We start from the raw sequence: 25,877 nt of genomic DNA on the forward strand, positions 1-25,877 counted from the left end.
CCGCAGCCGGACGTCCGGCACGGTCCGGCCCATCGCCCGCTCGACCAGGCGCCGGAAGTCCCCGGCGAGCTCGGCGTCCTCCAGGACGGCGTCCGCGCTGCCGCGCAGGACCGACGCGATGCGCTGCAGGTCCCGCGGTTCCCAGTCGTCACCGATGCCCCGGGCGTCACAGGCGAACCGGCCTCGGCACCGGTCGAGGGCGGCTTCCAGCGCCCCCGTCCGGTCGGACTCGTTCTTGCCGTCGGTGAGCAGCACCGCGTGCCGGATGGCGGCCGGCGTCTTCTCGAACAGGTCCCGGGCCAGGTCCAGCCACGTGCTCATCGCCGTGCCGCCCCCGGCGATCAGGGCGGACGCCGCGGCCTTCGCCTCGTGCCGGGTCCGCTCGTCGGCCACCGCCAGCGGCGGCTCGGCCGGGTAGACGAGCCGGGCGTGCCCGGTGCATTCGACCACCCCGAACAGCACGCCGTCCCGCAGCGAGCCGATGGCCGCCCGGCAGGCGTGCCGCGCGGCCTCGATCTTCGTCGGCGGCCAGTCCATCGAGCTGGAGCAGTCCACCAGCAGCAGCTCGGCGGTCGGCGGCGGCCCGGCCGCGGGGGCCCCGGCGTCGCCCACCCGGACGGTGACGACGACGTCCATCCGGTCGTCGCTCGGCGCCAGGTACTTGTTCTGGCTCAGCTGGAGGGTGAACGACGGGTCGGGCATCCGATCACCTTCTCGTCTTCGGCCGGACGGAGTTCGCGAGGTCGACCAGCACGCCGTGTTCGTTCCGGTCGCGCGCCCGCTCGGCGAGCCGGCGCAGGGACAGCTCCAGCAGCGACCGCAGGCCGCGTTCGGTGACGCGCTCGCCGAGGAGCGTGCCGCCGTCCCAGCCTTCGCTGCCGTCGAGCGCGGCCAGTGCGGCGTCGCGGACCAGCGCCTCCAGCCGGTCGTGGGCTTCGCGGTCGAGGTAGAGCGTGGGCAGGCGGCGCGCCGCGTCGGCGAAGTCGTCGCGGCTCGGTGGCCCGGCCGGCAGGCGCCCGGCGCGGATCCGCACCGCGGCGATCCGCGCGGCGTCGTAGTGGCGCGAGATCGGCGGCACCGCGTCGAGCAGCGTGACCGCGGCGTCCCGGCCGTGCGTCCGCAGGTAGCAGCGGGCCAGGCCGAAGGCGGCGCTGACCTGGCTGTGGTCGCGGTGCCACACCGAGCGGTAGCAGCGCTCGGCCTGCTCGATCTCGCCGCGCAGTTCGGCGCAGAACCCGAGCGCCAGCTTCGGCGCGATCTCGCCGGGCCAGCTGCGGTGCACCCGGTCGAACGCGGCCGTCGCCTGCTCGGCATCGTCACGGGCCAGCGCCAGCAGGCCGTGGTGCCACGCCGCCCGCCAGTCACGCGCGGCCTCGGTCCCGAGCTGCTCTTCGGCGTCCGCCAGGGCCGCGGCCGCGGCGTCGGAGTCCCCCAGCGCGATGAGCGCCCGGGTCCGGGCGAACGCGATTTCCACCGAGCGCTCGCTGAACATCGCGAGCTTGTCCAGCCAGCGGTGCGGCCCCGGCGCGCCCGCGATGGCGATGAACTCGGCCGCGGCGTCCTCCGGGGCGACCCGCGGGATCGGCAGCCGGCCGGCCCCGTCGACCGCGCCCGGCAGGCCGAGGTCCAGCGGGCCGGCGGGGCGGCCGCCGCCGACCCAGTGGTCGAGGCCGGGCACCGCGCCGAGGCCGTCGTCGAGCAGTTCCGCGGTGTCCTCGAACAGCGCCGACGGCACCGGCCGCGGCCGTTCGTCGCGCAGGGAAAGGATTTCCCGGCGCACGCCGTCGAGCTGCTCGGCCATTTCGGACGCCGTGGCGAACCGCCGCTCGAACGGCGCGACGGCGCGTTCGAGCACCCGGTGCAGCGAGTCCAGGCCGCCGGCGACCCGGTCCGGGTCGACGTCTTCGCCCGCGGCTTCGAGCAGCACCTGCAGCGTCCGGCCCACGGTGTGCAGGTCCGAGCGCACGGTCAGGCCGTGCCGGGCGAGCTCGTGCGCCGGCGCCTGGAACCCTTCGGTGCCGACGCTCGGCCCGGTCCGGTCCTCGAGCGAGCGGGCCGCGCCGAGGTCGATGACCTTGACCCGCTTGTCGCCGTGAATCACGTTCTCCGGCTTCATGTCGCAGTAGAGCAAGCCCTCGCCGTGGAGGTAGTCCAGCGCGCCGAGGATCGCCCGGCCGTAGACGATCACGTGCTCCACCCGCGGCGGCGGCCCCTGCTTGAGCAGGTCCCGCAGCGACCGCCCGCCGACGTACTCCATCACCAGGTAGGTGTCCGGTTCGCCGCCGCCGGGCGGGACGTGCTCGACGAAGTCGCTGATCCGCACGATGTTCGGGTGGTCGAGCCGGACGAGCACGTCGCGTTCGACCCGTGCCATCGCCCGCAGCACGGCGTTGCCGCTGTTGATCACGCCCTTGAGCGCGACGTGCTGGCCGGCGAGCGCGGTGTCGGCGGCCAGGTACACCCAGCCGAGCCCGCCCCGGGCGAAGCAGCCGAGGACGTCGTAGCGATCGCCGACCCGCTCACCGCGGTTCAGCTTGGGCAGGAAGGAAAAGCGCTCGCCGCAGTTTTCGCAGAACCCCTCGGCGAACGCCGGTTCACCGGCGTAGGCGCGGCCGACGGGTTCCCCGCAGTGACCGCAGAACCGGTGCTGCTCGGGGTAATCCGGATCGGCGAGGACGAGCTTCTCCGGGTCCGGCACCTCGATCGCGGGCAGCGACTGGAAGTCCGCCTCGCCGCTCCAGAGTTCGACACTGCGTTTGAATTCGACACTGCGCCGGGTGCTCTCCGGGGCCGCCGCGGACGGCGGTTCGGCCGGCACCCGGCGGCGGCCGCACACCTCGCAGAACCCGATCGGCCCGACCGGACGGCCGTGGCACCACGCGGTTTCGGTCGTCACGCGCCCTCCAGCCGGCTCCGGACCGCCTGCACGTACCGCTCGACGAGCCCGGCCGCGGCCTCCGGTTCGTCCGGCCGCAGGGTCAGCGCCGCCATGGCCGGGCGGTACAGCTCGGCCAGCTCTTCGTCCTCCATCAGGCCGGCGTCGGTCGCCTTCGCGTTGTAGCCGCGGAGCCGTCCGTGCAGTTCGTCGTGCCGGGCGGCCAGCGCGTCGAGCTCGGCGTACCGCCGGACCAGCGCCCACCGGGCCGCTTCCGCGTCTCGTTCGGTCGCCGCGAGGGCGCGCCGCACCCGGTCCGGTTCGATCCGCTCGCCCGCCGAGCGCAGCGCCGCCAGCCGCAGGCGCAGATCCGCGGAACTGCCGGGCACCGCCGCGTGCGAACCGATCCGGGCGGCCCGTTCCCGCGTGCGGTCCTCCTCGTGTTCCACCATCTCGACCAGCAGCGCCAGCCGGTCCAGGCGCCGCGCGGTGCGCTCGTTCTCCCAGCGCCGGGCCAGCTGCACCCCGGGCGAGTCCGGCTTGCTGAACTGGAGCAGCACGGTCGCGCCCTTGTCGACCAGCGGCCGCACCACGTCGGTGAGCACTTTCTCCGGCGCCCGCGCGTCTTCGACGCCGGTCACCGCGACGGCGACATCCTCGGGGTTGGTCTCCAGCACGGTCAGCACCTCCCCGGTGCTGATGCCCGCACTGACGTGCTCGGCGACCTCGCCGGTGGTCTTGCCGGTCGCGTCCACGATCGCGTCGAGCCGTTCGCCGGATCCCCGGCGCTCGCGCCGCACCTGCGCCAGAAAACCTTCCCGGACGGCCGAGTCGCGGTCGCCGATCACGACGATCAGCGGGCCGGCCGACGGCCGCGGCGGCTCGCCCACCCACCGGGCGACGTCCGGCACGTGCCGAACGATCACCTCGACCGGGATCAGGTAGGCGAGCCCCGCGCGCTCGTCGGTGTACTCGGTGACCACCATGCCGAGCACCGCACCGGTCGCCTTGTCGATCACACCGGCGCCGCTGAACCCACGCCGCACGCGCTCGCCGGGCAGCGGCGAGTTGAGCTGGATCCACTCCCCGGCGGCGCCGGCCGGGCCCGCCAGTTCGGCGTTGTTCACCCAGACGCCGTAGCGGTGCGGCGCCGGAAAGCCGTAGGTGTGGACCACCCGGTCGCGCACCGCGCCGAGCCGGACCAACGGAGCGCCTCGCACGTGGGGGAACGCTTCGGCGAGGTCCAGCAGCGCGATGTCGCCGCGGCCGTCCTCCGATGGCGGCACCCAGCAGCCCGGCCGCACGGCGGCGAGCGTCTCCGGCATGCCGTCCACGCCGACGAACCGCACCAGCACGTGCGCCCCCGAAAGCGCTTCCTCCCCCGCGGCCTGCACGACGTGCGCACAGGTGAGCACCGTGGATTCGCCCAGCAGCATCCCGGCGCCCAGTGCCCGGCCCGACGAGTTCAACAGGCACACTCGCCACGGTTCCGGATCCCCCGCGCGCCCCTCGGCAGAACCGTTGTGCTCCCTCACCGGGTGCGACCTTACGACCCCGCACCGACAGTCCGGGCCGGGTTAGCCCGCTTACCCCCGCAGATCACCCGATCGGCCGCCGAACTCCCGGTGGCCGTGGAAAACTCACGAACCCGCGCCGGCGTCCGGTGGGCGGTGTCAGGCGATCACGCGCAGCCGGCGGACGGCGAAGAACACCAGCGCCGCTGCCAAAAGCACGAAGATCCCGGTCTCGATGCCCTGGAAGAGCCAGAACCGGTCCCCCGGCTGGTACTGCACCCAGTTCTGGGCGCCGGCACCGGCCACGGTGTCGGCGCAGCCGCCGGGCGGGCACGGGCCGATCTGGGCGTTCGGCAGGACCAAGTCCCCGGCCGCGTTGCGGACGCCGACGTCCATCACCCAGTTGCCCGACGCCGGGTTCGGCGTCTGCCCGCCGGTCGGGGCGAACGTGACGTTCTCCGCGGGCAGGTACCGCGGCCGGGCGAGCACCTCGATCGCGACGCGGACGGCCGCGAAGCCGACCAGCGCGATCCCCATGGCGGGCAGGACCTTCCGCCAGTACGTCCCGGCGAAGACGCCCAGCGCGAGCGCGAACAGCGTGTACGCGATCGGGACGATCCCCTGCACGTCGAACGAGAGGTAGTTCAGCCGGCCGGTGCTCGCGGTGACCAGCGGCTGGAACCACCACGACACACCCAGCGCGTACCCGACGGACAGCACGGCGGTCATCGCTCCGACCAGGCCGAACTTGGCCAGCGCCCACTGCAGGCGGGTCACCCCCTGCGTCCACACCAGACGGTGGGTGCCCTGCTCGATCTCGCGGGCGACCAGCGGCGCGCCGAAGAACACGCCGACCAGCACCGGCAGGACCACGAACAGGATGGCGATGAACACCATGCCGCCGAACTCCTGCTGGAACTCGTGGCCGAGGTTTTCGCAGCGGGAGACCGCGTCGGTCTGCGTGATCATCGACGCGCTGCCGAGCACGGCCCGGCAGGCGCCGAGGCCGAGGCTGTCGTACTTCGCGTGCATCGACAGGCCCGTGGGCACCATCACCGCCGCGAGCGCGGCCAGGGCGGCGAGGGTGAACAGCGCTTGCCTGCGGTGCTGCCGCCAGACCAGCCAGATCATGCCGGCACCTCCCACGCGGACGCGGGGACGCGGGGTTCCGCCTCGGCGAGGTGCGCCAGCACCACGTCTTCCAGGGTCACTTCATGCTCCGTCCACAGTGGATCTATCGGGCCGTCGCCGCGGCGGACCAGCAGCGTCGACTGGCGTTCGGTGTGGCTCACCCGGACCACCTCCGCCACCCCGGCGATGGATTCGCTGCCGGCCCGCGGGCCGGTGAGCGTGCGGAAGCCGGCGAGCAGTTCGTCGACCGAGCCGGCCAGCCGGACGTGCGACCGCTGCAGGACGATCAGGTGGTCGCAGCTGCGTTCGAGGTCGGCGAGCAGGTGCGAGGACAGCAGCACGGTCGTCTCGCTCTCGGCCACCGCACCCATCAGCGTCTGCATGAACTCGCGGCGCGCGAGCGGGTCGAGACTGGCGATGGGTTCGTCGAGCAGCAGCAGCCGGGGTCGCTTGGCCAGCGCCAGGGCCAGGGCGACCTGGGCGCGCTGGCCGCCGGACAGCTTCCCCACCGGCTTGTCCGGCGGGATGCCGAGCATCGCGAGCCGGTCGCGGGCCAGCGCGGCGTCCCAGCGGCGGCGGTTGAGCTTGCCGCCCATGACGACCAGCTCCGCCGCGGTGAAGTCGCGGTAGAGCGGGGTGTCCTGCGCGACGAACCCGATGTCCTCCAGCGCGGAGCCCGGTGCCCGCCCGAAGACGCGCACCTCCCCCTCGTCGGGTTTCAGCAGGCCGACGACCAGGTGCAGCAGCGTCGTCTTGCCGGCGCCGTTCGGGCCGACCAGCGCGGCGATCCGCCCGGCAGGCACCTCCAGCGCGCAGTCGCGCAACGCCCAGGTGCGGCCGTAGCGCTTACCCAGCGCCGCGGCTTCCACCGCCAGTTCCATTCCGGACTCCCTACGACAGGTCGTGCGGCACCCGGGTGCCGCGGATCGTGGTTTCGATGAGGGCGGCGATGTCGTCGGGCGACATCCCCGCGGTTTCCGCGCGTTCCAGCCAGGCCACCAGCTCGTCACGCAGCTGCGCCTGGTGGCCCAGCGAGGGCCCGGCCAGGCTGCCGGTGATGAACGTGCCCACCCCCGGGCGGCCTTCGGCCAGCCCCTCCAGCACCAGTTCGCGGTAGGCCTTGAGCACGGTGTTCGGGTTGATCGCCAGCGCCTCGGCCACGTCCCGGACTTTCGGCAGCTGGTCACCGGGCCGCAGCAGGCCGACGCGCAGCGCCTGCTTCACCTGGACGACGAGCTGCATGTACGTGGCAACGCGCGAACGGCCGTCGAGCACGAACTCGATCACCCTGCTCAACCTCCCTATTGTCTTACGACATTAAGACAACACCTCCCGGTGCGCACCTGTCAAGGCATAGGGTCGTGATCGGACACGCACACCGGCACCGGGAGGCAGGCATGTCGTTGTTGGACGAGCTCGGCAAGGCGATCGCGGGCGGGACGATCGAGATCGTCGACCTGACCGCTCCCCTGAGTTCGAGCACGCCGATCCTGCGGCTGCCGGAGCCGTTCGCCAACACGATCCCGTTCCGGCTGGAGGAGATCAGCCGCTACGACGAGCGCGGCCCGCGGTGGTACTGGAACGACATCCACACCGGCGAGCACACCGGCACCCACCTGGACGTCCCGGTGCACTGGGTGTCCGGAAAGGACGGTCACGACGTCTCGCAGGTCCCGCTGAAGACGCTGGTGGCCCCGGCGGTCGTGCTCGATTTCTCCGCACGGGCGGCCGAGGACCCGGACTTCCTGCTCTCGATCGACGACGTCCGCGCGTGGACGGCGGAGCACGGGCCGCTGCCCGACGGCGGCTGGCTGCTCTACCGCACGGGCTGGGACACGCGCAGCGGCGACCAGGAGGAGTTCCTCAACGCCGACGAAGCCGGCTCGCACACCCCCGGCGTGTCACCCGAGTGCGCGCGGTGGCTCGCCGAGGAAACGCCGATCACCGGCCTCGGCGTCGAAACGGTCGGCACCGACGCGGGCCAGGCACCCGGCCTCGAGCCGATGTTCCCCTGCCACGAGCTCCTGCTGGGCGCCGGCAAGCACGGCCTGACCCAGTTGCAGAACCTCGCGACGCTGCCGCCGACCGGTGTGCTGCTGCTGGTCTCCCCGCTCCCGATCGTCGGCGGCTCGGGCAGTCCCGCCCGCGTGCTGGCCCTGGTCGAGCGGTGAACGTCGCCGAACTGGTCGGCCGGACCTTGGCCGGCCTCGGCGTGGGCACGGCGTTCGGCGTGGTGGGCAGCGGCAACTTCGAGGTGACCAACGCGCTGCGCGCGGGCGGCGTCCGGTTCGTCGCCGCCCGCCACGAGGGCGGCGCGGCGAGCATGGCCGACGCGTACGCCCGGATGAGCGGCGAGGTGTCGGTGCTGTCGCTGCACCAGGGCTGCGGGCTGACCAACGCGGTCACCGGCATCACCGAGGCGGCCAAGAGCCGGACACCCATGCTGGTGCTCACGGCGGACTCCGCGGGCGCGTCGGTGCTGTCGAACTTCCGCATCGACCAGGACGGCCTGGCCGCGGCGGTCGGCGCGGTGCCGGAGCGCGTGCACTCGCCCGAGAGCGCGGTGGCCGACACGGTGCGGGCGTTCCGGACCGCACGCCAGCAGCGCCGGACGGTCGTGCTGAACCTGCCCCTCGACGTCCAGGCCCGGCCGGCACCCGCCTTGCCTTCGCTGCCGGCGCCCGCCTTGCCTTCGCTGCCGGTGCCGGCCGGCCCCGCCCCGGTCCGGCCGGACGCCGCTTCGGTGGCGGCGCTGGCGAACCTCCTGGCGGCGGCCGAGCGTCCGGTGTTCATCGCCGGCCGCGGCGCCCGTTCGAGCGGGGACGTCCTGCGAGAGCTGGCCGCCCGGTGCGGCGCGCTGCTGGCGACGTCCGCGGTGGCCCACGGCCTGTTCCACGACGATCCGTTCGCCCTGGGCATCTCGGGCGGCTTCGCGTCCCCGGCGGCGGCCGAGCTGATCGTGGGGGCCGACCTGGTCGTGGGCTGGGGCTGCGCGCTGAACATGTGGACCACCCGCCACGGCAAGCTGCTGAGCCCGCACGCGAAGCTGGCCCAGGTCGACATCGAGCAGGCAGCGCTCGGCGCCCACCGCCCGATCGACCTGGGCGTCGTCGGCGACGTCGCGTGCACCGCGTCGGACGTCCTCGCCCTGACCTCCGTTCGTACGGGCTACCGCACGGACGAGGTGGCGGCCCGGATCGCGGCGGGGCGCTGGAACGACGTCGAACACGAAGACCTGTCGGGTGACGGCCGGATCGATCCGCGGACACTGAGCAGGCTCCTGGACGAGCTGCTGCCGTCCGAACGGATCGTTTCGATCGACTCGGGCAATTTCATGGGCTACCCGAGCGCGTACCTGTCGGTGCCCGACGAGCAGGGGTTCTGTTTCACGCAGGCGTTCCAGAGCATCGGCCTGGGCCTGGGCACGGCCATCGGAGCGGCGCTGGCCCGCCCGGACCGCCTGCCGGTCCTGGGCACGGGCGACGGCGGGTTCCACATGGCACTGTCCGAACTGGACACGGCGGTCCGCTTGGGCCTGCCCCTGGTGGTGATCGTCTACAACGACGCGGCGTACGGAGCGGAGGTCCACCACTTCGGCGACGCGGACATGACCACGGTCCGCTTCCCGGATTCCGACTTGGCGGCGATCGCCCGCGGCTTCGGCTGCACGGGCCTCACGGTCCGGTCGGCCGCGGACCTGTCCCCGGTCCGCGACTGGCTGGCGGGGCCACGGTCGAACCCCCTGGTGATCGACGCCAAGATCGCCGACGACGGCGGATCGTGGTGGCTGGCGGAGGCATTCCGCCACTGATCCACCCTTGACACGACCCCGGGCGCCCCTGAATGCTGGCCGAGTTGTCCTACAGTCGTAGGACAGTGGGGGAACTACCCGAGGAACTCTCATGCGAATCCTTTTGGCCGTCCTGATGGCCTGTGTTCTGCTCGCGGCACCGGCGGACGCGGGCCAGCAACGCCCCGACCCGGTGACGACGTTGCTGGCCGCGTTCGACAGCCACGCAATCGTGGCGAAGTCCAGCCCCGACGTAGGAACGTTCGTGTTCGACCTAATCCGCGACCCCCGTTTCCCGGGCCGGGTGAACGACATAGCGGTGGAGTGCGGCAACGCGCGCCTCCAGCCGGTGCTGGACGCGTACATCGCCGGGGCGGCGGTCCCGGAGATCAGCCACGTGTGGCGCGACACAACGCAGCCGAGCTGCGGGTTCTCGACGTTCTACGAGCAGCTGTTCGCCCTGGTCCGCCAGGTCAACACGACTTTGCCCGCAGCGCGCAAGATCCGCGTACTGGCAACCGACCCACCGGTCGAGTGGAGCCACATCCAGACCCCGGCCGACCTGGAGCCGTTCCTGGACCGCGACGCATCGATCGTCTCGGTGGTGAAGACCCAGGTGCTGCAGAAGAACCGCAAGGCATTGATGCTGTTCGGCTTGGGCCATTTGACCCACGACGGAGGCAGCGGCGCGGTAGCCCAGCTCGAGCGCGAGTACCCGGGGGCGGCGTATGTGATCGCGGACCACCGAGGATTCACCACGGACAACGCCCGGTTGGAGCGACAGCTGGGCCCATGGCCGGCTTTGGTGCCGCTGAAGGGTTCGTGGCTGGGCTCCCTGGAGACGACGTATTTCCCGGTCAACCGCGACTACCCGCCGGGAACGCGCGGATATCCGGGGGTGGACGCGTACATGTATGAGGGCCCGGCGGATCTCCTGGTGCGCGAGCCGTTGTCGGCCCGGGCGGTCCTGGACCCGGAGTACCTGACGGAACTCCGCCGCCGAGCTGCGGCGATCGACGCACCGCCGGACTCGATCGAGTGGCCGGAGACGTTCTTCGAGCGAGAGCGGAATAGCGGAGTCCTCCTGCGCGGCTGAGGCCGGGCGGGCGTGCGGCGCGGGTCGCCCGGGCGATGGAGTTGCCGGATGCAGGTGCGGGTTCCCCGCTTGCCGGGCAGCGATGGACTTGCCGGGCAAGGGCGGGTCACCGGTTGCTTGGCGAATGGTGCCCCTGGCCGACTTGCGGGGCGGGCCGTTTGTTGCCCGACTTACGATGCGGAACGCCTGTTGCCAGACTTGCGATGCGGGCCGCCAGGGGGCGGGTAGCTGCGCTGCCGGGTTCGTTCGGTGACGCGGTGCCCGGGTTTGCCTGTCGGGTCGGGAAGCGGTTGTTGGCGGAAGTGGGTTGTGGTTCCGTCGGCACAGTGGCGTGGGCGTGGGCCCGCAGCCGTGTGGCTGCGGGCCTGTCCCATGTTCAGGCTGCGAAAGGCAGCGGTTCGTGGAGGTTGTTGCGCCGGGGTTTTCGGCGCCGGTCGATGAACAGCGGTGGCAGGAACTCCGGCAGACCGTCGGCGGCGATGCGGACTTCCCAGCCGGAGCGGTGCAGGAGCCGGTGGTGGTGGGCGCACATCAGCACCAGGTTGCTCAGGTCTGTGCGGCCGCCATCAGCCCAGTGCCGGATGTGGTGACCCTGGCAATGCCGGGGTGGGCGGTGGCAACCGGGGAACGCGCAGCCCCGGTCCCGTAGAAACAGGGCGCGCCGGAGCCCGGCGGAGATCAAGCGGCGCAGCCGACCCAGGTTGAGCGGTTCGTTCTTGTCGCCGAGGACCGCGGGGATGATCATGGCGTCGCAGGCATGGATGCGGGCGTCGGCGGCCGACATGGTGCCGGTGTCGCCGAGGGTGGCTGTGCCGATGCCGGACTGGAGGTCGGTGAGGGAGACCGCGACCATGACGTGGGCTCGCTCCCCGGCCTGCATCGGCAGGTCCGGGGAATTGAGGGCCAGGTCGATCGCGTCGGAGAAAGCATCGCCATACCGCTGGGGCTGGGTGCGGTGGTCGGGGCCGTCGTCGCTGGTGCGGCGTTCGGCCAGGGCGTCCAGCAGGGCGCTGGCGCGGGTGCCGGTCTCGTCATCGAATCGGGCGTTGAGTTCCCAGGTGCCGGATCTTCGGCGGCGGAGGAACAACTCCCGGGACGGGGCCACTGGTTCGGTGTCGGCGGGTTCCGCACCGTCGGGGTTGAGGTGGGCGAGGATGCGGGCGCCGAGGACTGCGACCTGCTTGTGCCCGGCCTCGGCGGCGAAGGTCAGCAGGTCGGCTTCGGCGCTGTCGCGATGCTCCACCGGAACCTCGGCGAGAACACCCGTGATCGCATCGATCATCGGGCTGCTCAACCGACCCGCCAGAGCGGCAGCCCCGGTGGCGGGCGCGAGAGCCGGGATCGGGCTGCCGTCAAGGTTACGGCCGGGGTTCAGCACGCGAGCACGCTTCACAAGACGTTCGGCGACCAGCTTCGGAACATCGCCGAGGTGCTCCAAAAGACGAGCCACCGACCGATACCCGAACAGCTCCATCACCCCACGCTGCTCGATCTCCACCAGCACCGCACCCAGCTCAGCCTCCGCCGACCGCATACACGCAAGCAGCTCACCGATGCGGTCGGCGAAGGCCACCGCCTCGGGGGAAGAGCTCGCGTTGTCGGACATAGATCAAGATTACCGAGCATCGAACACAAGTTCATCACTCGAACGGGTACAACCCCAGACCACCGAAGCGCAGAGAACCCACATCTCTAAAACCCAGCCACAGCATGGGAAACCCAAACATTGGCTTCAACGTACACAGCAAAATCATCCACAGTAGACACAAACACCGGAGCAAGAGCCCCGGGAACAACAACCAACCCGTCACGATCGAACGGCATCCCAGTCCACCGACGCCAAGAAGCCAAAGACCCCTGCACAGTCGCCGAACAGGAAGCAACCCCAGCGATCACCCCACCGGCACGAACATGGGTACGCAGCCACCGATCGACCGGAAGCCCGTCAGGACGAGTAGCCGAGGCATAGTCGGCCATCGACACACCAGGAACCCGAGCCTTGTCCGGCGGCCGAACAGGAATGACGAGAGACGAAAGACCTGCCTCGACAACAACCTCCCGCATGGCAGTCAGCACGACAGAAGACAGACCTCGCCCCTGACACGAAGGATCCACCGCGATCTCCAGACCACAAGCGGTATCCGGAGCAACCCCGTCGAGAGCGTCCTCGGCAGCCCAGACGACCACCTCGTCCCAGCCACGAGAAGGAAACGGCGACCGACCCCGGAACGGCACCATGATCCCCCGCGCCACCGGTACCCCATCCTCGAGCAGCGCCACCACCAGATGAGGCCACCGCCGAGCCATCCGGCGCCCCCGGACCAGCAAGCTCGTCAGGCTGCCCTCCATGAAACGAGGCGACTCCGGCGGATAAGGAATCGCATACACCGCCTCGGCAAGGTCCGGCCGCTGCGCCAGCGTCACGACCTCCACCGCTACCGGGACCAGGATTCCAGCGCGATCAACGTCTTCGTCCCCGTCACCTGGTGGTGCCGGCGGATCTCGTCGATCGTCTTCTGCAGGTGGGCCATGTCGCGGACCCGCAGCCACACCAGTGCGTCCGGGTCGCCCGCGATCGTGAAGACCGCCTGGGCCTCCGGCATCCGCGTCGTCGTCCGGAGGATCTCCGCCACCTTGGTGTTCCCCACGAACCTCAACTCGGTGAACGCCTCGATCCCCCAGCCCAGTTTCGCGTGGTCGACCTGGACCGTGAACCCGGTGATCACCCCGCTCTCCCGCAGCCGGTCGATGCGGCGCTTGACCGCCGCCGTGGACAGCGTCACGCGGCCCGCTATGTCGGACAGCGTGCGGCGGGCGTCCTCGCGCAGCAGGCCGAGGATCTCGTGGTCGGTGGCGTCGAGCAGCTCTTCGGGCATGCGTCACAGCGTAGTCTGGCGCAAAAATCAGCGCCAAGATGAGCGAACAGCCATCAAAGTTTGCGTCCGAACCCCCAAAATGGAGAGCCCTGTTGCGTGCGTGTGGCCCACGTCGCATCGTGCCCCGAAAGAAGGGAGCGTGCCGTGGAGACGTTCACGCTGGAGGACCGCTACCTGCGGGAAGCGGGAACCGTGCACCTGACCGGGGTGCAGGCCCTGGTCCGGCTGCTGTTCGACCGCGTCCGCCACGACCGCGCGCACGGCGGCGACCCCGCCGTCTTCGTCTCGGGCTACGAAGGCTCGCCGCTGGCCGGCTACGACCTCGAACTCGGCCGCCGCGCCGCGCTGCTCGAGAAGCACGACGTCGTGCACCGGCCCGGCCTCAACGAAGAGCTCGCCGCGACGTCGGTCATGGGCAGCCAGCTCGTCGCGGGGGCCGGCGGGCAACGGGGCGTCACCGGCTTCTGGTACGGCAAGGCGCCCGGTCTCGACCGGGCCACCGACGCCCTCCGCCACGCCAACCTGGCCGGCACCGACCCGCGCGGCGGCGCCGTCGCGCTCGTCGGCGACGACCCCAACGCGAAGTCCTCCACCGTCCCCTGCGCGTCCGAGCTCGCCCTCGCCGACCTGGCCATCCCCGTCCTCTTCCCCGCCGACGCCCAAGACGTCCTCGACCTCGGCATGCACGCCGTCGAACTGTCGCGGGCCAGCGGGCTGTGGACGTCGCTGAAGGTCGTCGCCAACGTCGCCGACGCGTCCGGCACCGCCACTGTTAGTCCACAATGGAGCGCGCCGGAGATCAGCAGGGGTTACTGGCACACGCCGACGTCCCGCCTGCTCGGCGCGGGCCTCGCCGAGCTGGAGCGCAGCCTCTTCACCGTCCGGCTGCCGCTCGCTCTCGACTACCTGCGGGCGAGCGGGATCAACCGGATCACCCGGCGCGGACCGGCCGACCGGATCGGCATCGTCTCCGCCGGAAAGTCCTATCTGGACCTCCAGCAGGCATTGCGCACCCTCGGCCTGGACAAGGAACCGCACGGCATCCGCATCCTCAAGCTCGGCGCGATCCACCCCGTGGAGCCCACGATCGTCCGCGAATTCGCCGAGGGGCTCGACGAGATCATCATCGTCGAGGAGAAACGTGCCTTCGTCGAAACCGCGCTCAAGGAGATCCTCTACGGCGTTCCGAACGCGCCCAGGATCCTCGGCAAGAAGGACCACGACGGCCGGACGCTGTTCACCGAACTGGGCGAGCTGGACCCGGACGGCATCGCCGCCGGCCTGGCCAGGGTCCTGCCGGCGGACATCCCGTCGGTCGAGGCCTACCGGGGACGCCGCCGCCGCGAACGCATCGCCGTCCCGCTGCTCGCCCGCACGCCGTACTTCTGCTCGGGCTGCCCGCACAACTCGTCGACGAAGGTCCCGGAAGGCACGCTGGTCGGCGGCGGCATCGGCTGCCACACCATGGCCCTGTTCATGGAGCCCGACCAGGTCGGCACCGTCCTCGGCGTGACGCAGATGGGCGGCGAAGGCACCCAGTGGATCGGCATGGCGCCCTTCGTCGAGGCGCAGCACTTCGTCCAAAACATCGGCGACGGCACCTTCACCCACTCCGGCAGCCTCGCCGTGCGCGCGGCGGTCGCCGCCGGCGTGAACATCACCTACAAGCTCCTCTACAACTCCGCCGTGGCGATGACCGGCGGCCAGGACGCGGTCGGCGGGCTGCCCGTCGAGAAGGTCGCCCAGCTGCTGCTCGTCGAGGGCGCGAAGCGGGTCGTGATCACCAGCGACGCGCCGGGGAAGCACCGGAAGCCGCCCGCCGGCGTCGAGGTCCGCGACCGGTCCGAACTCCTGCGCACGCAGGAGGAACTGGCCGCGGTCAAGGGCGTCACCGTGCTGATCCACGAGCAGGAGTGCGCGGCCGAAAAGCGGCGGAAGCGCCGGCGCGGCAAGCAGGCCGCGCCCGCGACGCGGGTGGTCGTCAACGAGCGCGTCTGCGAGGGCTGCGGCGACTGCGGCACGAAGTCGAACTGCCTGTCCGTGCAGCCGGTCACCACCGAGTTCGGCCGCAAAACCGCGATCCACCAGTCCTCGTGCAACGTCGACTACTCCTGCCTGGCCGGGGACTGCCCGTCGTTCGTCACCGTGGTGCCGTCCGGGAAGAAGCGGCACCGGAAGGCCGCCGAGCTGGCCGCCGACGCCGTCCCCGCGCCGGAAATCCGGAACACGGACTTCACCGTGCGGATCACCGGCATCGGCGGCACCGGCGTGGTCACCGTGACGCAGATCCTCGCCACCGCCGCGGTGCTCGACGGGCGGCACGTCCGCACGCTCGACCAGACCGGGCTCGCGCAGAAGGGCGGCGCGGTCGTCTCCGACCTGAAGGTGACGGCAGCACCGGTCGAACAGGCGCCGAAGCTCGCCGCCGGCGAGTGCGACCTCTACCTGGCCTGCGACGCGCTGGTCGGCGCGGACGCGGCGAACCTCGGGGTCGCCGATCCGGCCCGCACCACGGCCGTCGTCTCCACGACCGAGGTCCCGACCGGCCGGATGGTCGTCGACACGACGGTGTCCTTCCCGGCCCCCGGCAGCGTGCTCGCGCCCCTCGAAGCCGCGGCGGGGCGCACGGTGTCGCTGGACGCGCGCGGCCTGGCCGAGGAGCTCTTCGACGACGACCAGTTCGCCAACGTGCTCCAGCTCGGCGCGGCCTACCAGACCGGCGCGATCCCGCTGCCCGCGTCGGCGATCGAACGCGCCATCGAGCTGAACGGCACGCAGGTCGCCGCGAACCTGCAGGCGTTCCGCCGCGGCCGCCTGCTCGTCGCCGAGCCCCCGGCCGAAGCCACGGAACCCGCGAAGCCCTCGACGACGAAGCCGAACGCGATGCGGGCCCTGGTGCACGCCGAGCCCGGCTCCGAGCTGGCGCGCCTGCTCGACATCCGGATCCCCGACCTGGTCGCCTACCAGGACAAGGCCTACGCCCGCGCGTACGCGGAGTTCGTCGAGCGGGTGCGGGTGCTGGAGGACGGGCCGACCGAGATCACCGAGGCCGTCGCGAAGCACCTGTACAAGCTGATGGCCTACAAGGACGAGTACGAGGTCGCCCGGCTGTCGCTGGACCCGGCGTTCACCGACGGGCTCGAAGAGCAGTTCGGCGTGGGCACCCGGTACGCCTACCGGCTGCACCCGCCGGTCCTGCGGGCGCTCGGGATGCGGCGCAAGATCAGTCTCGGCCCGTGGTTCCGGCCGGCGTTCCGGCTGCTCCACGCGCTGCGACGGCTGCGCGGGACCCGCTTCGACCCGTTCGGCCGCGCCGAGGTGCGGCGGGTCGAGCGCGAGCTGATCGAGGACTACCGCAGCGTGGTCCTGCAGGCGTTGCAGGCCGGGGACGCCGCCCGAACGCGGGCCCTGGCCGAACTGCCCGACGTCATCCGCGGCTACGAAGACGTCAAGCTCGCCAACGTGGCGAAGTACCGCGAGCGGCAGGCCGAAGTGCTCACGCCCGCAGGTAGCTGAGCATCGCCTGGGCGCCGTCGGGGACGCGCAGCTTCGTGCTGACGTCCCCGGCGTGCTGCCGGGCGGCGGTGGTGCCGATGCCGAGCAGCCGCCCGATCGTCGGCACCGAATGGCCCTCGGCCAGCAACGCCACGACCTCGCGCTCGCGGGGGGTCAGCGTCGCCACGGGGTCACCGGGCCGGGGCCGGGCCAGCTGCACCGCCACGACGTCCCGGTCCAGCACCGTGCCGCCGGCGGCGACGCGCCGGAGGGCGTCGAGGAACTCTTCGGGCTTGCCGACCCGCTCCTTGAGCAGGTACCCGGCTCCCCCGCCGCCGGCGGCCAGGAGGTCGCCCGCGTAGCCGTCTTCGACGAACGCCGACAGCGCGAGGATCGCCAGGCCGGGGACGCGGCGCCGGGCTTCGAGGGCGGCGCGCAGCCCTTCGTCGGTGAACGTCGGCGGCATCCGGACGTCGACGACGGCCAGGTCCGGTTCCTCGGTCTCGACCGACGCCACCAGGTCGCCGGGGTGGTCGACGGCGGCGGCGACCTCGAACCCCTCGCTGCGCAGGAGCAGCACCAGCCCTTCGCGCAGCAGGGCGTCGTCCTCCGCGATCACGATCCGCACGGCGGCTGCCTCCTCGCGTCCGCATCATCCCCTGCCTGGAGGCACGGACGCGCGGGGCAAAGCGTTCAGCTCTGGCCGGACCAGCCGCTCAGCCGGGTCAGCAGGCGTTCCAGGACCTCCGGGTCCGCGGCCACCGGATCGCCGGAGACGGGCTCGTCGACGAGCGTCCGGCGGTCCTGGCGCCGGGGCAGGCGCACCTGCCGCGCGCTCATGCCACCCGGGAGCGCCAGTTCGCACCAGGTGGTGCGGCCGCCACCTTCGGCGGGCGAGACGCCGAGCCGCTCGCCGGGCCGGGCCGGGGTGTCCGGCCGTCCGGGCACGTCGTCGTCGACCTCGATCGAGAGCACCTCGGCGCGCAGCCGCAGCCGCAGCGTGACGAAGGCGGGAGCCTTCGGGTCGCTGGCGTCGATCACGGCCTCGACCAGGCGTTTCGCGGTGGCGGTCACCTGCTCGAGCATCGGCAGCAGGGACCAGTCGGTGAGAATCAGGCGGACGAACAGCTCGGTCACCGGCAGCGCGCTGGGCTGCGCGACGAGCCGGATGTCGTCCATCTGGGAGGTGTGCGCGCTCAAACCCGACCTTCCTCGCCCAAGGCCCGGCCCGTGCCGCGCCACGTCAGTCCGCCCGCCGCGGCACGGTACCGCCCGGGCCGGGCGTTGCTACCGTCGGGGCCATGGGTGAGCTGCTCGAGGACGAGGCCGTGCGCGTCGAACGGCTGCTCGACGCGCAGGCGAAGGCGGTCGAGCTGTTCGCGGCGGTGGCCGGGCGCGGCATCCTGGCCCCGGGTGTGCGGGAGACCGAGGCGAGCGACGCGATCCGCGACCTGGCCGGTGACCTGCTGGGCATCCGCCGGTACTGGCACAAGCGGATCGTCCGGGCGGGGGTCAACACGCTGCGGCCGTACCGCGAAAACCCGCCGGACCGGGTGCTGGCCGCCGACGACATCGTGTTCGCCGACTTCGGCCCGATCTTCGAGGAGTTCGAAGCGGACTTCGGCCGGACGTTCGTCCTGGGCGACGACCCGGTCAAGCACCGGCTGCGCGACACCCTGCCGGCGGTGTTCGACGCCGGCCGCGCGTACTTCGCCGCGCGGCCGGACGTCACGGGTGCCGAGTTGTACGCGCACATGGTGAAGCTGGCGCGGGAGGCGGGCTGGGAGTTCGGCGGCGAGATCGCCGGCCACCTGGTCGGGCAGTTCCCCCACGAGACGATCGACGGCGCGCGCATCGACTCCTACATCGCCCCCGGCAGCGACGGCCCGATGCGGCGGCCGGACCGCACCGGGCAGCTGTCGCACTGGATCCTCGAAGTGCACCTCGTGGACCGGGAGCGGGGCATCGGCGGGTTCTTCGAACAGCTCCTCGACATCGGGCCGGCCGCCGCGGACTCCTGACCGGTCAGACCCGGGCCGGCGCCCACAGCTCGTCGATGGCGCGTTCCGCCGCCGCGAGGCTCTCCTCGGCGAGCGGGACGAGGTCCGCCATCGCCGGGCGCACCGGCGCCAGCGTCAGCTCCGCGGTGATGAACCGCGGCTCCAGCCCGGTCAGGGAGACGCCGTGGGGCAGCCACGGCTGGGCGTGGTCCCAGCCTTCGCGAGGTGTGCCTTCGCCGTAGCCGCCACCCCGGCTGGCCACCACGACGAAGTCGCGGCCGCCGAGCAGGCCGGTGTAGGTCTCGTGATCGATCGAAAGCCCGGGGGCGATGAGGTGGTCGACCCACGTCTTGACGCTGCTCGGCGGCCCGAAGTTGTACAGCGGCAGGCCCAAAAGCACGGTGTCGGCCGCCTTCACCTCGGTGACGACCTCCACGATCCGCGCCCAGGTCGCCGCCTGCTCCGGCGTGTGCTGATCGGGGGCGACCTGGCTGGCCAGGCCCCCTGCCGCGTCGAAGTGCGGAAGCGGGTTCACGCCCAGGTCGCGGTAGGTGACCGTGCCGTCCGGGTGCGCCGAGCGCCACGCCGCCGCGGCCCGCGCGCTGAGCCGCCGGCTCACCGAGGCGTCGCCCTGGATGCTCGAGTCGATGTGCAGGAGATGAGCCATGTCGTTAGCCATCCATAGATCGTTGGTGTTGGACAAACTATTGATAGCACATCGACCATTGGGACGGCCATATACTGGGCAGATGACCTCGCTCCCGGTCGTCAACCAGCCCCCGCACCGCTGCGGCGCGCTGGTCGACCACCTCGCGCGCCGGCTGCGGCTGCGCAGCGAGTCGGTGCTGGCCCCGCTCGGCCTGCGGCCGCGCCACCTGATCACCCTCACCGTCCTGCGCGACGGCGGCGGCAGCTCCCAGCAGCACCTGGCGAAGACGCTGGAAATGGACAGCACGAACGTGGTCACCCTGCTCAACGAGCTGGAGACGGAGAACCTGATCGCGCGGCGCCGGTCACCCGAGGACCGCCGCCGTCACCTGGTCGAGCTGACCGACGTGGGCGCGAAGCTGCTGGCGCGGGCGGAGTTCGCGTTGACGGCCGTCGAGGACGAGGTGTTCAGCGGGCTGAGCGACGAGCAGCGGGAGACGCTGTACGAGCTGTTGCAGCAGGCGACGCGCAAGACGGGCGTGGAGGCCTGCCGGGAAGCGCCGCCGCCCTGCTGAGCGTCAGGCGCCGCGTTCGAGGACCACCGGGAACAGGCGCGGCATGAAGGCCAGCATCAGCGCCGACCAGACCACATGCGTCAGCAGCGGCGCCTGCACCCCGCCCGACCGGCCGCGCTGCCACGCGAACACCGTCCCCATCACCGCCGATGCCAGTACCAGCGCCGGATTCCGGGTCGCCGTCGTGGAAAGCACGTACACCGCCGTGGAAACCCGGGCCCCCGCCGCGTCGTACAGGGCGCCGCGGAAGAAGATCTCCTCCGCCGCGCCCGTGACCAGCGTCGTCGCCGCCACCGAGGCCGTCGAGCCGCGGCGGGCGTGGTCCAGCACTCCGGCGATCGCCCGGCGCAACGGCGGGATGCGGCGGGCCACCAGTGCGCAGCCGTAGAACACGCCGAACGCGCCCGCACCCGCCGCCACCGGCTGGACGACGTCCCGGCGGCCCCGGCGGACCGGTCCGGCCGCCTGGGCTCCGGCGAACCACGTCGCCGCCACCGAGGCCGTGAGCACGTGGAAGCGGCGGGAGCCGGGACGGCTGGCCAGTGAGGCGCCGAGCAGGCCGGATCCGGCGGCGGTCACCGCGGCGAGAAACGGCTTCACGCCGTCCGCCGGCTCTTCGCGCGCTCGCCCAGGGCCTGCAGGACCGCTTCGTCGTAGCCCATCGGCTCGAACTCGACGATCCGGCGGATCGCGTCGTCGCGGACCACGACCTCGTTGGTCATCGAGTCGATCAGCGCCCGCCCGGTGGTGACGTCGATGTCCGTGACGAGCGAGAGCCAGTACGACGACAGCCGTGGGGACAGCAGCGGGACCGGCAGGATCAGCAGCGACCTGCCCTCGATCGCCGCCACCCGCTGCAGCATGTCGCGGTAGGCCAGCACTTCCGGGCCGCCGATGTCGAACGCCCGGCCCGCGGCCTCCGGGTGGTCGAGGACGCCCACGAGGTAGCGGACGACGTCGGCGACCGCGATCGGCTGCGTGCGGGTGCCCACCCAGCGCGGCGTCACCATCGCCGGCAGGTGCTCGACCAGCTGCCGCGTCAGCTCCCACGACGTGCCGCCGTGCCCGACCACGATCCCGGCGCGCAGCACGGTCACCGGCACGCCGGTCTCCCCCAGCAGCCGCTCGACCTCGCGCCGGCTGGCCAGGTGGTCGGACAGCGCATCGTCGTCGTCCCCGAGCCCGCCGAGGTAGACGATCCGGCGCAGGCCTTCCGCGGCCCGGGCGAACGCGCGGGCGGCGTCGGCGTCGCGGCGCTTGAAGTCCGCACTGTCGAGTGAATGCACGAGGTAGTACGCGGCTTCGACGCCCTTGAGCGCGTCCCGCAGCGAGCCGACGTCGGCGACGTCGCCGCGGACCGCTTTCCCGGCGCCACGGTACTTCGCGGGGTGGCGGGTCATCGCGAGCACCTCGTGACCGGCCGCCTCGAGCGCCGGGCACAACCGGCTGCCGATGAACCCCGAAGCCCCCGCCACCAGCACCCGCATGCTGGCGACGTTAGCCGGGACGGCCTTCGCGCGCAGATCGTCCGCCCCCGGCGAAGCAGACCGCGGCGACGACCCCGGCGCACCCGATCAGCTGCGCCGGGCCGGGCGTCTCCCCGAGCAGGCCGATGCCGAGCAGCACCGCGCCGACCGGTTGCAGCAGCATCAGCGTCGCCCCGGTGGTGGCGGACATCCGGGGCAGCGCGGCGGAGATGAGCAGCCAGCCCGCCAGCTGGCCGACACCGGCGAGCGCGATCAGCCAGCCGAACGCGGGCCAGCCCGGCGTCAGGTCGAGCGTGCCGGTCGGGACGCCGAGCACGACGGCGACCACGCCGGCGGAAATCGTGGCCAGCACCAGCGAATGCGCTTGCGTACCGGTGCCGCCGCTGAGCCGGATCAGGAAGAGGTAGCCCGCGTACCCGGCGCCGGCCAGCAGCGCCGCGACGGCGCCGGTGACCGGGTCCGGGCCGAACGAGCCGGTGCCGGCGAACCCGCCGGCCAGCACGATCCCGGCGAGCAGCACGGGCACCGCGGCGAGGAACCGCTTCGACGGCCGCTCGGCCAGGAACGCGAAGGCCAGCAGCGGCACGAGCACCACCTGCACGGCGAGGAGCACGGTCGCGATGCCGGCGCCGACCCGCGGGATCGCCTCACCCCAGAGCACGAAGTCCAGGCCGAGCCCGGTCCCGGCCAGCAGCGGCAGGAGCACGCGGCGGGGCGCCGGGCCGGCTTTCCGCCGTTCGCGCCCGGCGAGCGCCAGCAGCACCGGCAGGGCGAACAGGCAGCGCCAGAACGCGCTGGTGCTGCCGCTGACGTGCGAAACCTTGATGAAGACCGACGACAGCGAGATGCAGAAGCTGCCGAGGGCGGCGAGCAGCCGCGGGTCGAAGCGGTGGGTGCGCGTCGGGGTGGAGTCGGTCGTGAGCACGCCTCCAGCGTGCGGGCGGCAACTGTCAAGGACAAGCGAATGTTTCTGCCTGGAATTCGGTAGCATCACTACCGTGTTCGGACTCGAGCGGATGCGGGCGCTGCACGCGGTCGCGACCCACGGCTCGGTCGCCGCGGCGGCCGAGTCCCTGCACGTCACGCCGTCCGGGGTGTCGCAGCAGCTGGCGAAGCTGGAACGGGAGGCCGGCCAGCCGCTGCTGGAGCCGCGAGGCCGCGGCGTCCGGCTGACGAAGGCGGGCCAGGTGCTGGCCGGGCACGCGGAACGGATCCTCGCGCAGGTCGCCGCGGCGAAGGCCGACCTGGAGCTGCTGCGCGAGGACGTCATCGGGCCGCTGCGGATCGGCGCGATCCCGACGACGGTCCACGCGCTGCTGCCGCCCGCGCTGGCCACCCTCGCCGCGCAGCACCCGCGGCTCGCGGTGACGCTGCACGAGGGCGAGGCCGAGCAGACGATGCCGCGCGTGCTGGCCGGCGACCTCGACGTCGCGGTGCTGGAGAGCTGGACCGACCACCCGACGGTGATCCCGCCGTCGACCACGCGCGTCGCGCTGTTCTCCGACGTCGCGGACCTCGCCCTGCCCGCCGGGCACCGGCTGGCCCACCGCAAGGCGGTCGATCTGTCCGAAGTGGACGACGTGCCGTGGATCGGCTGGAGCGCCGGATCGGGGTGTCACGCATGGCTCGTGCAGGTGCTGCGCAAGCAGCGGCTGGAGCCGCGGATCAGCTGCACGGTCGGCGGTTACCCGACCCAGCTGGCCCTGGTGGCCGGCAACGTCGGCGCGGCGCTGGTGCCGCGGCTGGCCCGCGACCGGCTGCCCGACGGGGTGCGGATCCTCACCACGCGGCCGGCCTTGAGCCGCACGATCTACGCGATCTGCCGGGCCGGGGAGGAGGACGGCGGCGCGGTGCGGGCGTGCCTGGACGCGCTGCGGACGGCCTCGGCGCGGTTCGAGAGCGCGGGACGTCCGGTGGGCCGGGTCACCGGCTGAGCCGCGCCACCATCTCGGTCACCAGCCGGCCCGGCCGCCGGTGGTGCACCAGGAAGATGTCCCGCGCCGGCCGGGCGTCCGCCGCGTCACACACCTCGACGCGGGCCGGGCCCACGCGCTCCAGCACGCTCTCCGGGACGAACGCGATGCCCAGGCCGGCCTCGACCAGTGCCACGATCACCTGGTAGTCCCGGGTCTCGTACGCCACCCGCAACCGGACGCCCGCACTGTCGGCGAGCTGCTCGAGGCAGGCTCGGTTGGGCACGCCCGGGCTGCCGGAAATCCAGTCCTCCGCGGCCAGCTCCGCCAGCGTGAGCCGGCGGGCGCGCGCCTTCGCGTGCCCCTTCGGCAGGATCAGCCGGAACCGCTCCGAACGCAGCAGCGACCGCTGCAGGCCGCGCGGGTCGGGCAGGGGCGCGCCGGGGTACCGGTGGGTGATCAGCAGGTCGAGCTCGCGGGAGCTGACCAGGCCGTACCCGTCCGGCGGCTCGAGGTCCAGCAGCCGCAGCGCCACACCGGGGTGGTCGCGGCGGAAGTCGGCGAGCGCGGCCGGGACCAGGGTCATCCCCGCGCTCGCGAACGTGCCGACGGTGAGCTCCTCGTCGAGCAGCGCCCGGACCGTCCGCTCCGCCGTGCGCAACTCGCCGACGATCGCCTCGGCGTGGATGAGCAGCGCCGCCCCGACCGGCGTGAGCGTGACGCCGCGGGCGTGGCGGTCCAGCAGGCGGGCGCCGACGTCGCGCTCCAGCTTGGCCAGCTGCTGCGAGACGGCGGACGGCGTGAAGGCGAGTCTCTGGGCGGCCGCGGCGATCGAGCCGGCGTGCGCGACCTCGGCCAGCACGGCCAGGCGGTGGGCGTCGAGCACGGAAGCCTCCAGCCGTAAGTTCTGCTTAATCCAGCATAGGAGACGTCGCTGGTGCTTACGGCCGGCCGCGCGCATGCTGGGAGCCATGATCAGCACAGCGGATGTCGAACGGGCGGCCGCGCGCATCGAGGGCCGGGTTCGCCGGACGCCGGTGCTCGCCGCGGACGAAGGCGTGTGGTTCAAGCTGGAGCAGCTGCAGCACACCGGGTCGTTCAAGGCCCGCGGCGCCTTCAACCGGATCATCGCCGCCGGGGAGCAAGCCGGGGTGGTGGCCGCTTCGGGCGGCAACGCCGGCCTCGCCGTCGCCTACGCCGCCCGGGAATTCGGCCTCCCGGCCCGGGTCTACGTCCCCACGACCGCCCCCGCCGTGAAGGTCGCGAAACTGCGGCAGTTCGGCGCGGCGGTGGAGCTGGTCGGCGAGAAGTACGCCGACGCCTACGACGCGGCCGTGAAGCACGCCGCGGACTCCGGCGAGCTCTTCTGCCACGCCTACGACCAGCCGGACATCTGCGCCGGGCAGGGCACCCTCGGCCTCGAACTGCTGGAGCAGGCGGGCGGCCTGGACACGATCCTCGTCGCGGTCGGCGGCGGCGGGCTGCTGGCCGGCGTGGCCGCCGCGGTCGAAGGCCGGGCCCGCGTGGTCGGCGTCGAGCCACGCACGATCCCGACGCTGCATTCGGCCTTGGCCGCGGGTGAGCCGGTCGCGGTCGGCGTCTCCGGTATCGCCGCCGACTCGCTGGGCGCGACGCGGCTCGGCGACATCGCCTTCGCGGTCGCCACCCGCACGAACGCGGGCTCGGTGCTGGTGGACGACGCCGCGATCGCCGAAGCCGGCGCGGCGTTGTGGGACCGCTACCGCCTCGCCGCCGAACCCGGCGGGGCGACCGCGTTCGCCGCCCTGCTCTCCGGTGCCTACCGGCCCGCGCCGGGCGAACGCGTGGCCGTCCTGCTCTGCGGCGCCAACACCGACCCCGCCACGCTCACTTCCCCGACAGCCGCTCCACCACCGGCGCGAACTCCTCGAGGAACGCACCGTTGACGCTGAAGTAGGACACGCCCTGCTCCTCGCGGCGGCGTTCGAGCTCCGCCACCATGTCGTCGACGTCGCCGCGGAGCAGGCCGAGGGAGTCGTGCTCGATGAGCGTCTCGGCGTCGACGCCGATGAAGCCGCGGATCCACGGCGGCACCTCGGTGCCGACGACCCAGATGTTCATCGCGAACTCGATGTCCCGGTCACCGGCGGCCGACCGGACTTCCTCGACGTGCCCGGTCATTTCGTCGCGAGTGGTCAGCACGCCGCCGGCCATCGTGACGATGTCGGCCTTCAGACCGGCCAGGCGGCGCGCCTTCGGCCCGCCGGCGGCGATCATCACCGGCGTGTGCGCGTCGCCGTCGAGCCGGCGGACGTGGTCCACCGTCTCGGAAATCGAGTCGAGCCGGTCCTGCCCCGAGCCGTACGGCAGCCCGAGTTCTCCGGCCTGCTGCCGCATTTCCGGCCGCCCGGTGCCGAGCCCGAGCTCGAACCGGCCGTCCGTGACGACGGTCAGGCTGTGTGCTTCCCAGGCCGCCGCCCGCGCGGTGCGCAGCGGGC

Annotated in this window: 25 protein-coding genes; 8 read left to right on the forward strand and 17 right to left on the reverse strand. The window is 72.5% G+C overall.

Annotation, left to right across the window (positions count from 1 at the left end):
- From CCN39_RS37800 to CCN39_RS37825, 6 genes are all read right to left on the reverse strand, one after another.
- Window positions 1-702 (reverse strand): VWA domain-containing protein (locus CCN39_RS37800; protein WP_143264300.1); only part of this gene is annotated, 702 nt, incomplete at its 3' end.
- A 4-nt stretch (window positions 703-706) separates the two neighbouring features.
- On the reverse strand, window positions 707-2,896 hold the full coding sequence (locus CCN39_RS37805) for a serine/threonine-protein kinase (protein WP_086850539.1): 2,190 nt from the start codon (window positions 2,894-2,896) through the stop codon (window positions 707-709).
- Complete coding sequence (locus CCN39_RS37810; protein ID WP_143264301.1) at window positions 2,893-4,410, reverse strand: trypsin-like peptidase domain-containing protein; 1,518 nt, start codon at window positions 4,408-4,410, stop codon at window positions 2,893-2,895. Before CCN39_RS37810 ends, CCN39_RS37805 begins: the two co-directional genes overlap by 4 nt.
- A 138-nt stretch (window positions 4,411-4,548) precedes the next feature.
- Window positions 4,549-5,520, reverse strand: coding sequence for an ABC transporter permease (locus CCN39_RS37815; RefSeq protein WP_086850543.1), 972 nt, complete (start codon window positions 5,518-5,520; stop codon window positions 4,549-4,551).
- Window positions 5,517-6,401, reverse strand: a complete 885-nt coding sequence (locus tag CCN39_RS37820) for an ABC transporter ATP-binding protein (RefSeq protein WP_086850546.1) — start codon at window positions 6,399-6,401, stop codon at window positions 5,517-5,519. The genes CCN39_RS37815 and CCN39_RS37820 overlap by 4 nt, the downstream gene beginning before the upstream one ends.
- A gap of 10 nt (window positions 6,402-6,411) precedes the next feature.
- Window positions 6,412-6,807, reverse strand: coding sequence for a GntR family transcriptional regulator (locus tag CCN39_RS37825; protein WP_086850550.1), 396 nt, complete (start codon window positions 6,805-6,807; stop codon window positions 6,412-6,414).
- Between the two features lie 110 nt (window positions 6,808-6,917).
- Between CCN39_RS37825 and CCN39_RS37830 the strand changes: the two genes are divergently transcribed.
- From CCN39_RS37830 to CCN39_RS37840, 3 genes are all read left to right on the forward strand, one after another.
- Window positions 6,918-7,691: a cyclase family protein gene (locus CCN39_RS37830; RefSeq protein ID WP_086850552.1), complete on the forward strand. Its 774-nt coding sequence runs from the start codon at window positions 6,918-6,920 to the stop codon at window positions 7,689-7,691.
- A complete protein-coding gene (locus tag CCN39_RS37835; RefSeq protein ID WP_086850554.1) occupies window positions 7,688-9,331 on the forward strand; it encodes a thiamine pyrophosphate-binding protein in 1,644 nt (547 codons plus the stop codon). The genes CCN39_RS37830 and CCN39_RS37835 overlap by 4 nt, the downstream gene beginning before the upstream one ends.
- 91 nt (window positions 9,332-9,422) lie before the next feature.
- Window positions 9,423-10,406 carry a hypothetical protein gene (locus tag CCN39_RS37840; protein ID WP_086850556.1) on the forward strand — a complete coding sequence of 328 codons (984 nt, stop codon included), beginning with the start codon at window positions 9,423-9,425 and terminating at the stop codon, window positions 10,404-10,406.
- A gap of 376 nt (window positions 10,407-10,782) precedes the next feature.
- On the opposite strand, the gene CCN39_RS37845 is transcribed toward CCN39_RS37840, so the two are convergent.
- The 3 genes from CCN39_RS37845 to CCN39_RS37855 all read right to left on the reverse strand — a co-directional run bounded on the left by CCN39_RS37845 (window position 10,783) and on the right by CCN39_RS37855 (window position 13,282).
- Entirely contained in the window at window positions 10,783-12,012 is a 1,230-nt protein-coding gene (locus tag CCN39_RS37845; RefSeq protein ID WP_086850559.1) for an HNH endonuclease signature motif containing protein, read from the reverse strand.
- Between the two features lie 86 nt (window positions 12,013-12,098).
- The gene (locus CCN39_RS37850; protein ID WP_244211179.1) at window positions 12,099-12,830 is read right to left on the reverse strand and encodes a GNAT family N-acetyltransferase; all 732 of its coding nucleotides are present in this window, start codon (window positions 12,828-12,830) and stop codon (window positions 12,099-12,101) included.
- 11 nt (window positions 12,831-12,841) lie between these two features.
- Window positions 12,842-13,282: an Lrp/AsnC family transcriptional regulator gene (locus tag CCN39_RS37855; RefSeq protein WP_013227655.1), complete on the reverse strand. Its 441-nt coding sequence runs from the start codon at window positions 13,280-13,282 to the stop codon at window positions 12,842-12,844.
- A gap of 102 nt (window positions 13,283-13,384) precedes the next feature.
- On the opposite strand from CCN39_RS37855, the gene CCN39_RS37860 reads away from it, so the two are divergent.
- The gene (locus tag CCN39_RS37860) at window positions 13,385-16,798 is read left to right on the forward strand and encodes an indolepyruvate ferredoxin oxidoreductase family protein (protein WP_086850562.1); all 3,414 of its coding nucleotides are present in this window, start codon (window positions 13,385-13,387) and stop codon (window positions 16,796-16,798) included.
- Here CCN39_RS37860 and CCN39_RS37865 read toward each other — a convergent pair.
- On the reverse strand, window positions 16,779-17,405 hold the full coding sequence (locus CCN39_RS37865; RefSeq protein WP_086850564.1) for a response regulator: 627 nt from the start codon (window positions 17,403-17,405) through the stop codon (window positions 16,779-16,781). The two genes, CCN39_RS37860 and CCN39_RS37865, sit on opposite strands and share 20 nt — an antisense overlap.
- 65 nt (window positions 17,406-17,470) lie before the next feature.
- Window positions 17,471-17,977 (reverse strand): histidine kinase, encoded by a 507-nt coding sequence (locus tag CCN39_RS37870; protein WP_086850566.1) that lies wholly within the window; start codon window positions 17,975-17,977, stop codon window positions 17,471-17,473.
- 101 nt (window positions 17,978-18,078) lie between these two features.
- On the opposite strand from CCN39_RS37870, the gene CCN39_RS37875 reads away from it, so the two are divergent.
- Window positions 18,079-18,798, forward strand: coding sequence for a M24 family metallopeptidase (locus CCN39_RS37875; RefSeq protein ID WP_208630574.1), 720 nt, complete (start codon window positions 18,079-18,081; stop codon window positions 18,796-18,798).
- Window positions 18,799-18,802: 4 nt separating this feature from the next.
- Here CCN39_RS37875 and CCN39_RS37880 read toward each other — a convergent pair whose 3' ends face one another.
- Window positions 18,803-19,444, reverse strand: coding sequence for an FMN-dependent NADH-azoreductase (locus CCN39_RS37880; RefSeq protein ID WP_086850568.1), 642 nt, complete (start codon window positions 19,442-19,444; stop codon window positions 18,803-18,805).
- 82 nt (window positions 19,445-19,526) lie between these two features.
- On the opposite strand from CCN39_RS37880, the gene CCN39_RS37885 reads away from it, so the two are divergent.
- Window positions 19,527-20,000 carry a MarR family winged helix-turn-helix transcriptional regulator gene (locus CCN39_RS37885; RefSeq protein WP_086850569.1) on the forward strand — a complete coding sequence of 158 codons (474 nt, stop codon included), beginning with the start codon at window positions 19,527-19,529 and terminating at the stop codon, window positions 19,998-20,000.
- Window positions 20,001-20,003: 3 nt separating this feature from the next.
- Here the strand turns inward: CCN39_RS37885 and CCN39_RS37890 are convergent, their stop codons facing one another.
- From CCN39_RS37890 to CCN39_RS37900, 3 genes are read right to left on the reverse strand one after another with little or no spacing between them, the layout of a single operon-like run.
- Complete coding sequence (locus tag CCN39_RS37890; protein ID WP_086850571.1) at window positions 20,004-20,600, reverse strand: CPBP family intramembrane glutamic endopeptidase; 597 nt, start codon at window positions 20,598-20,600, stop codon at window positions 20,004-20,006.
- Window positions 20,597-21,487 (reverse strand): NAD(P)H-binding protein, encoded by an 891-nt coding sequence (locus CCN39_RS37895; protein WP_086850572.1) that lies wholly within the window; start codon window positions 21,485-21,487, stop codon window positions 20,597-20,599. Before CCN39_RS37895 ends, CCN39_RS37890 begins: the two co-directional genes overlap by 4 nt.
- A 10-nt stretch (window positions 21,488-21,497) precedes the next feature.
- Window positions 21,498-22,412, reverse strand: a complete 915-nt coding sequence (locus tag CCN39_RS37900) for a DMT family transporter (RefSeq protein ID WP_086850574.1) — start codon at window positions 22,410-22,412, stop codon at window positions 21,498-21,500.
- A gap of 73 nt (window positions 22,413-22,485) precedes the next feature.
- On the opposite strand from CCN39_RS37900, the gene CCN39_RS37905 reads away from it, so the two are divergent.
- The gene (locus CCN39_RS37905) at window positions 22,486-23,421 is read left to right on the forward strand and encodes a LysR family transcriptional regulator (RefSeq protein ID WP_086850575.1); all 936 of its coding nucleotides are present in this window, start codon (window positions 22,486-22,488) and stop codon (window positions 23,419-23,421) included.
- Here CCN39_RS37905 and CCN39_RS37910 read toward each other — a convergent pair.
- Window positions 23,411-24,286, reverse strand: coding sequence for a LysR family transcriptional regulator (locus CCN39_RS37910; RefSeq protein ID WP_143264302.1), 876 nt, complete (start codon window positions 24,284-24,286; stop codon window positions 23,411-23,413). The genes CCN39_RS37905 and CCN39_RS37910 overlap by 11 nt on opposite strands.
- A gap of 85 nt (window positions 24,287-24,371) precedes the next feature.
- On the opposite strand from CCN39_RS37910, the gene CCN39_RS37920 reads away from it, so the two are divergent.
- Window positions 24,372-25,325 carry a threonine/serine dehydratase gene (locus CCN39_RS37920; protein WP_086850577.1) on the forward strand — a complete coding sequence of 318 codons (954 nt, stop codon included), beginning with the start codon at window positions 24,372-24,374 and terminating at the stop codon, window positions 25,323-25,325.
- Here the strand turns inward: CCN39_RS37920 and CCN39_RS37925 are convergent.
- The coding region (locus CCN39_RS37925; RefSeq protein WP_086850579.1) for an LLM class flavin-dependent oxidoreductase at window positions 25,267-25,877 on the reverse strand (611 nt) is incomplete at its 5' end. The genes CCN39_RS37920 and CCN39_RS37925 overlap by 59 nt on opposite strands.

The sequence above is a fragment of the Amycolatopsis kentuckyensis genome, assembly GCF_002155975.1.
GTDB lineage: Bacteria > Actinomycetota > Actinomycetes > Mycobacteriales > Pseudonocardiaceae > Amycolatopsis > Amycolatopsis kentuckyensis.

Bases quoted from the DNA above. Each gene is read 5' to 3' on its own strand.
- CCN39_RS37830 (WP_086850552.1), top strand. From the start codon at position 6,918: ATGTCGTTGTTGGACGAGCTCGGCAAGGCGATCGCGGGCGGGACGATC.
- CCN39_RS37840 (WP_086850556.1), top strand. From the start codon at position 9,423: ATGCGAATCCTTTTGGCCGTCCTGATGGCCTGTGTTCTGCTCGCGGCA.
- CCN39_RS37820 (WP_086850546.1), bottom strand. From the start codon at position 6,401: ATGGAACTGGCGGTGGAAGCCGCGGCGCTGGGTAAGCGCTACGGCCGC.
- CCN39_RS37875 (WP_208630574.1), top strand. From the start codon at position 18,079: ATGGGTGAGCTGCTCGAGGACGAGGCCGTGCGCGTCGAACGGCTGCTC.
- CCN39_RS37920 (WP_086850577.1), top strand. From the start codon at position 24,372: ATGATCAGCACAGCGGATGTCGAACGGGCGGCCGCGCGCATCGAGGGC.
- CCN39_RS37855 (WP_013227655.1), bottom strand. From the start codon at position 13,282: ATGCCCGAAGAGCTGCTCGACGCCACCGACCACGAGATCCTCGGCCTG.
- CCN39_RS37880 (WP_086850568.1), bottom strand. From the start codon at position 19,444: ATGGCTCATCTCCTGCACATCGACTCGAGCATCCAGGGCGACGCCTCG.
- CCN39_RS37815 (WP_086850543.1), bottom strand. From the start codon at position 5,520: ATGATCTGGCTGGTCTGGCGGCAGCACCGCAGGCAAGCGCTGTTCACC.
- CCN39_RS37895 (WP_086850572.1), bottom strand. From the start codon at position 21,487: ATGCGGGTGCTGGTGGCGGGGGCTTCGGGGTTCATCGGCAGCCGGTTG.
- CCN39_RS37885 (WP_086850569.1), top strand. From the start codon at position 19,527: ATGACCTCGCTCCCGGTCGTCAACCAGCCCCCGCACCGCTGCGGCGCG.
- CCN39_RS37845 (WP_086850559.1), bottom strand. From the start codon at position 12,012: ATGTCCGACAACGCGAGCTCTTCCCCCGAGGCGGTGGCCTTCGCCGAC.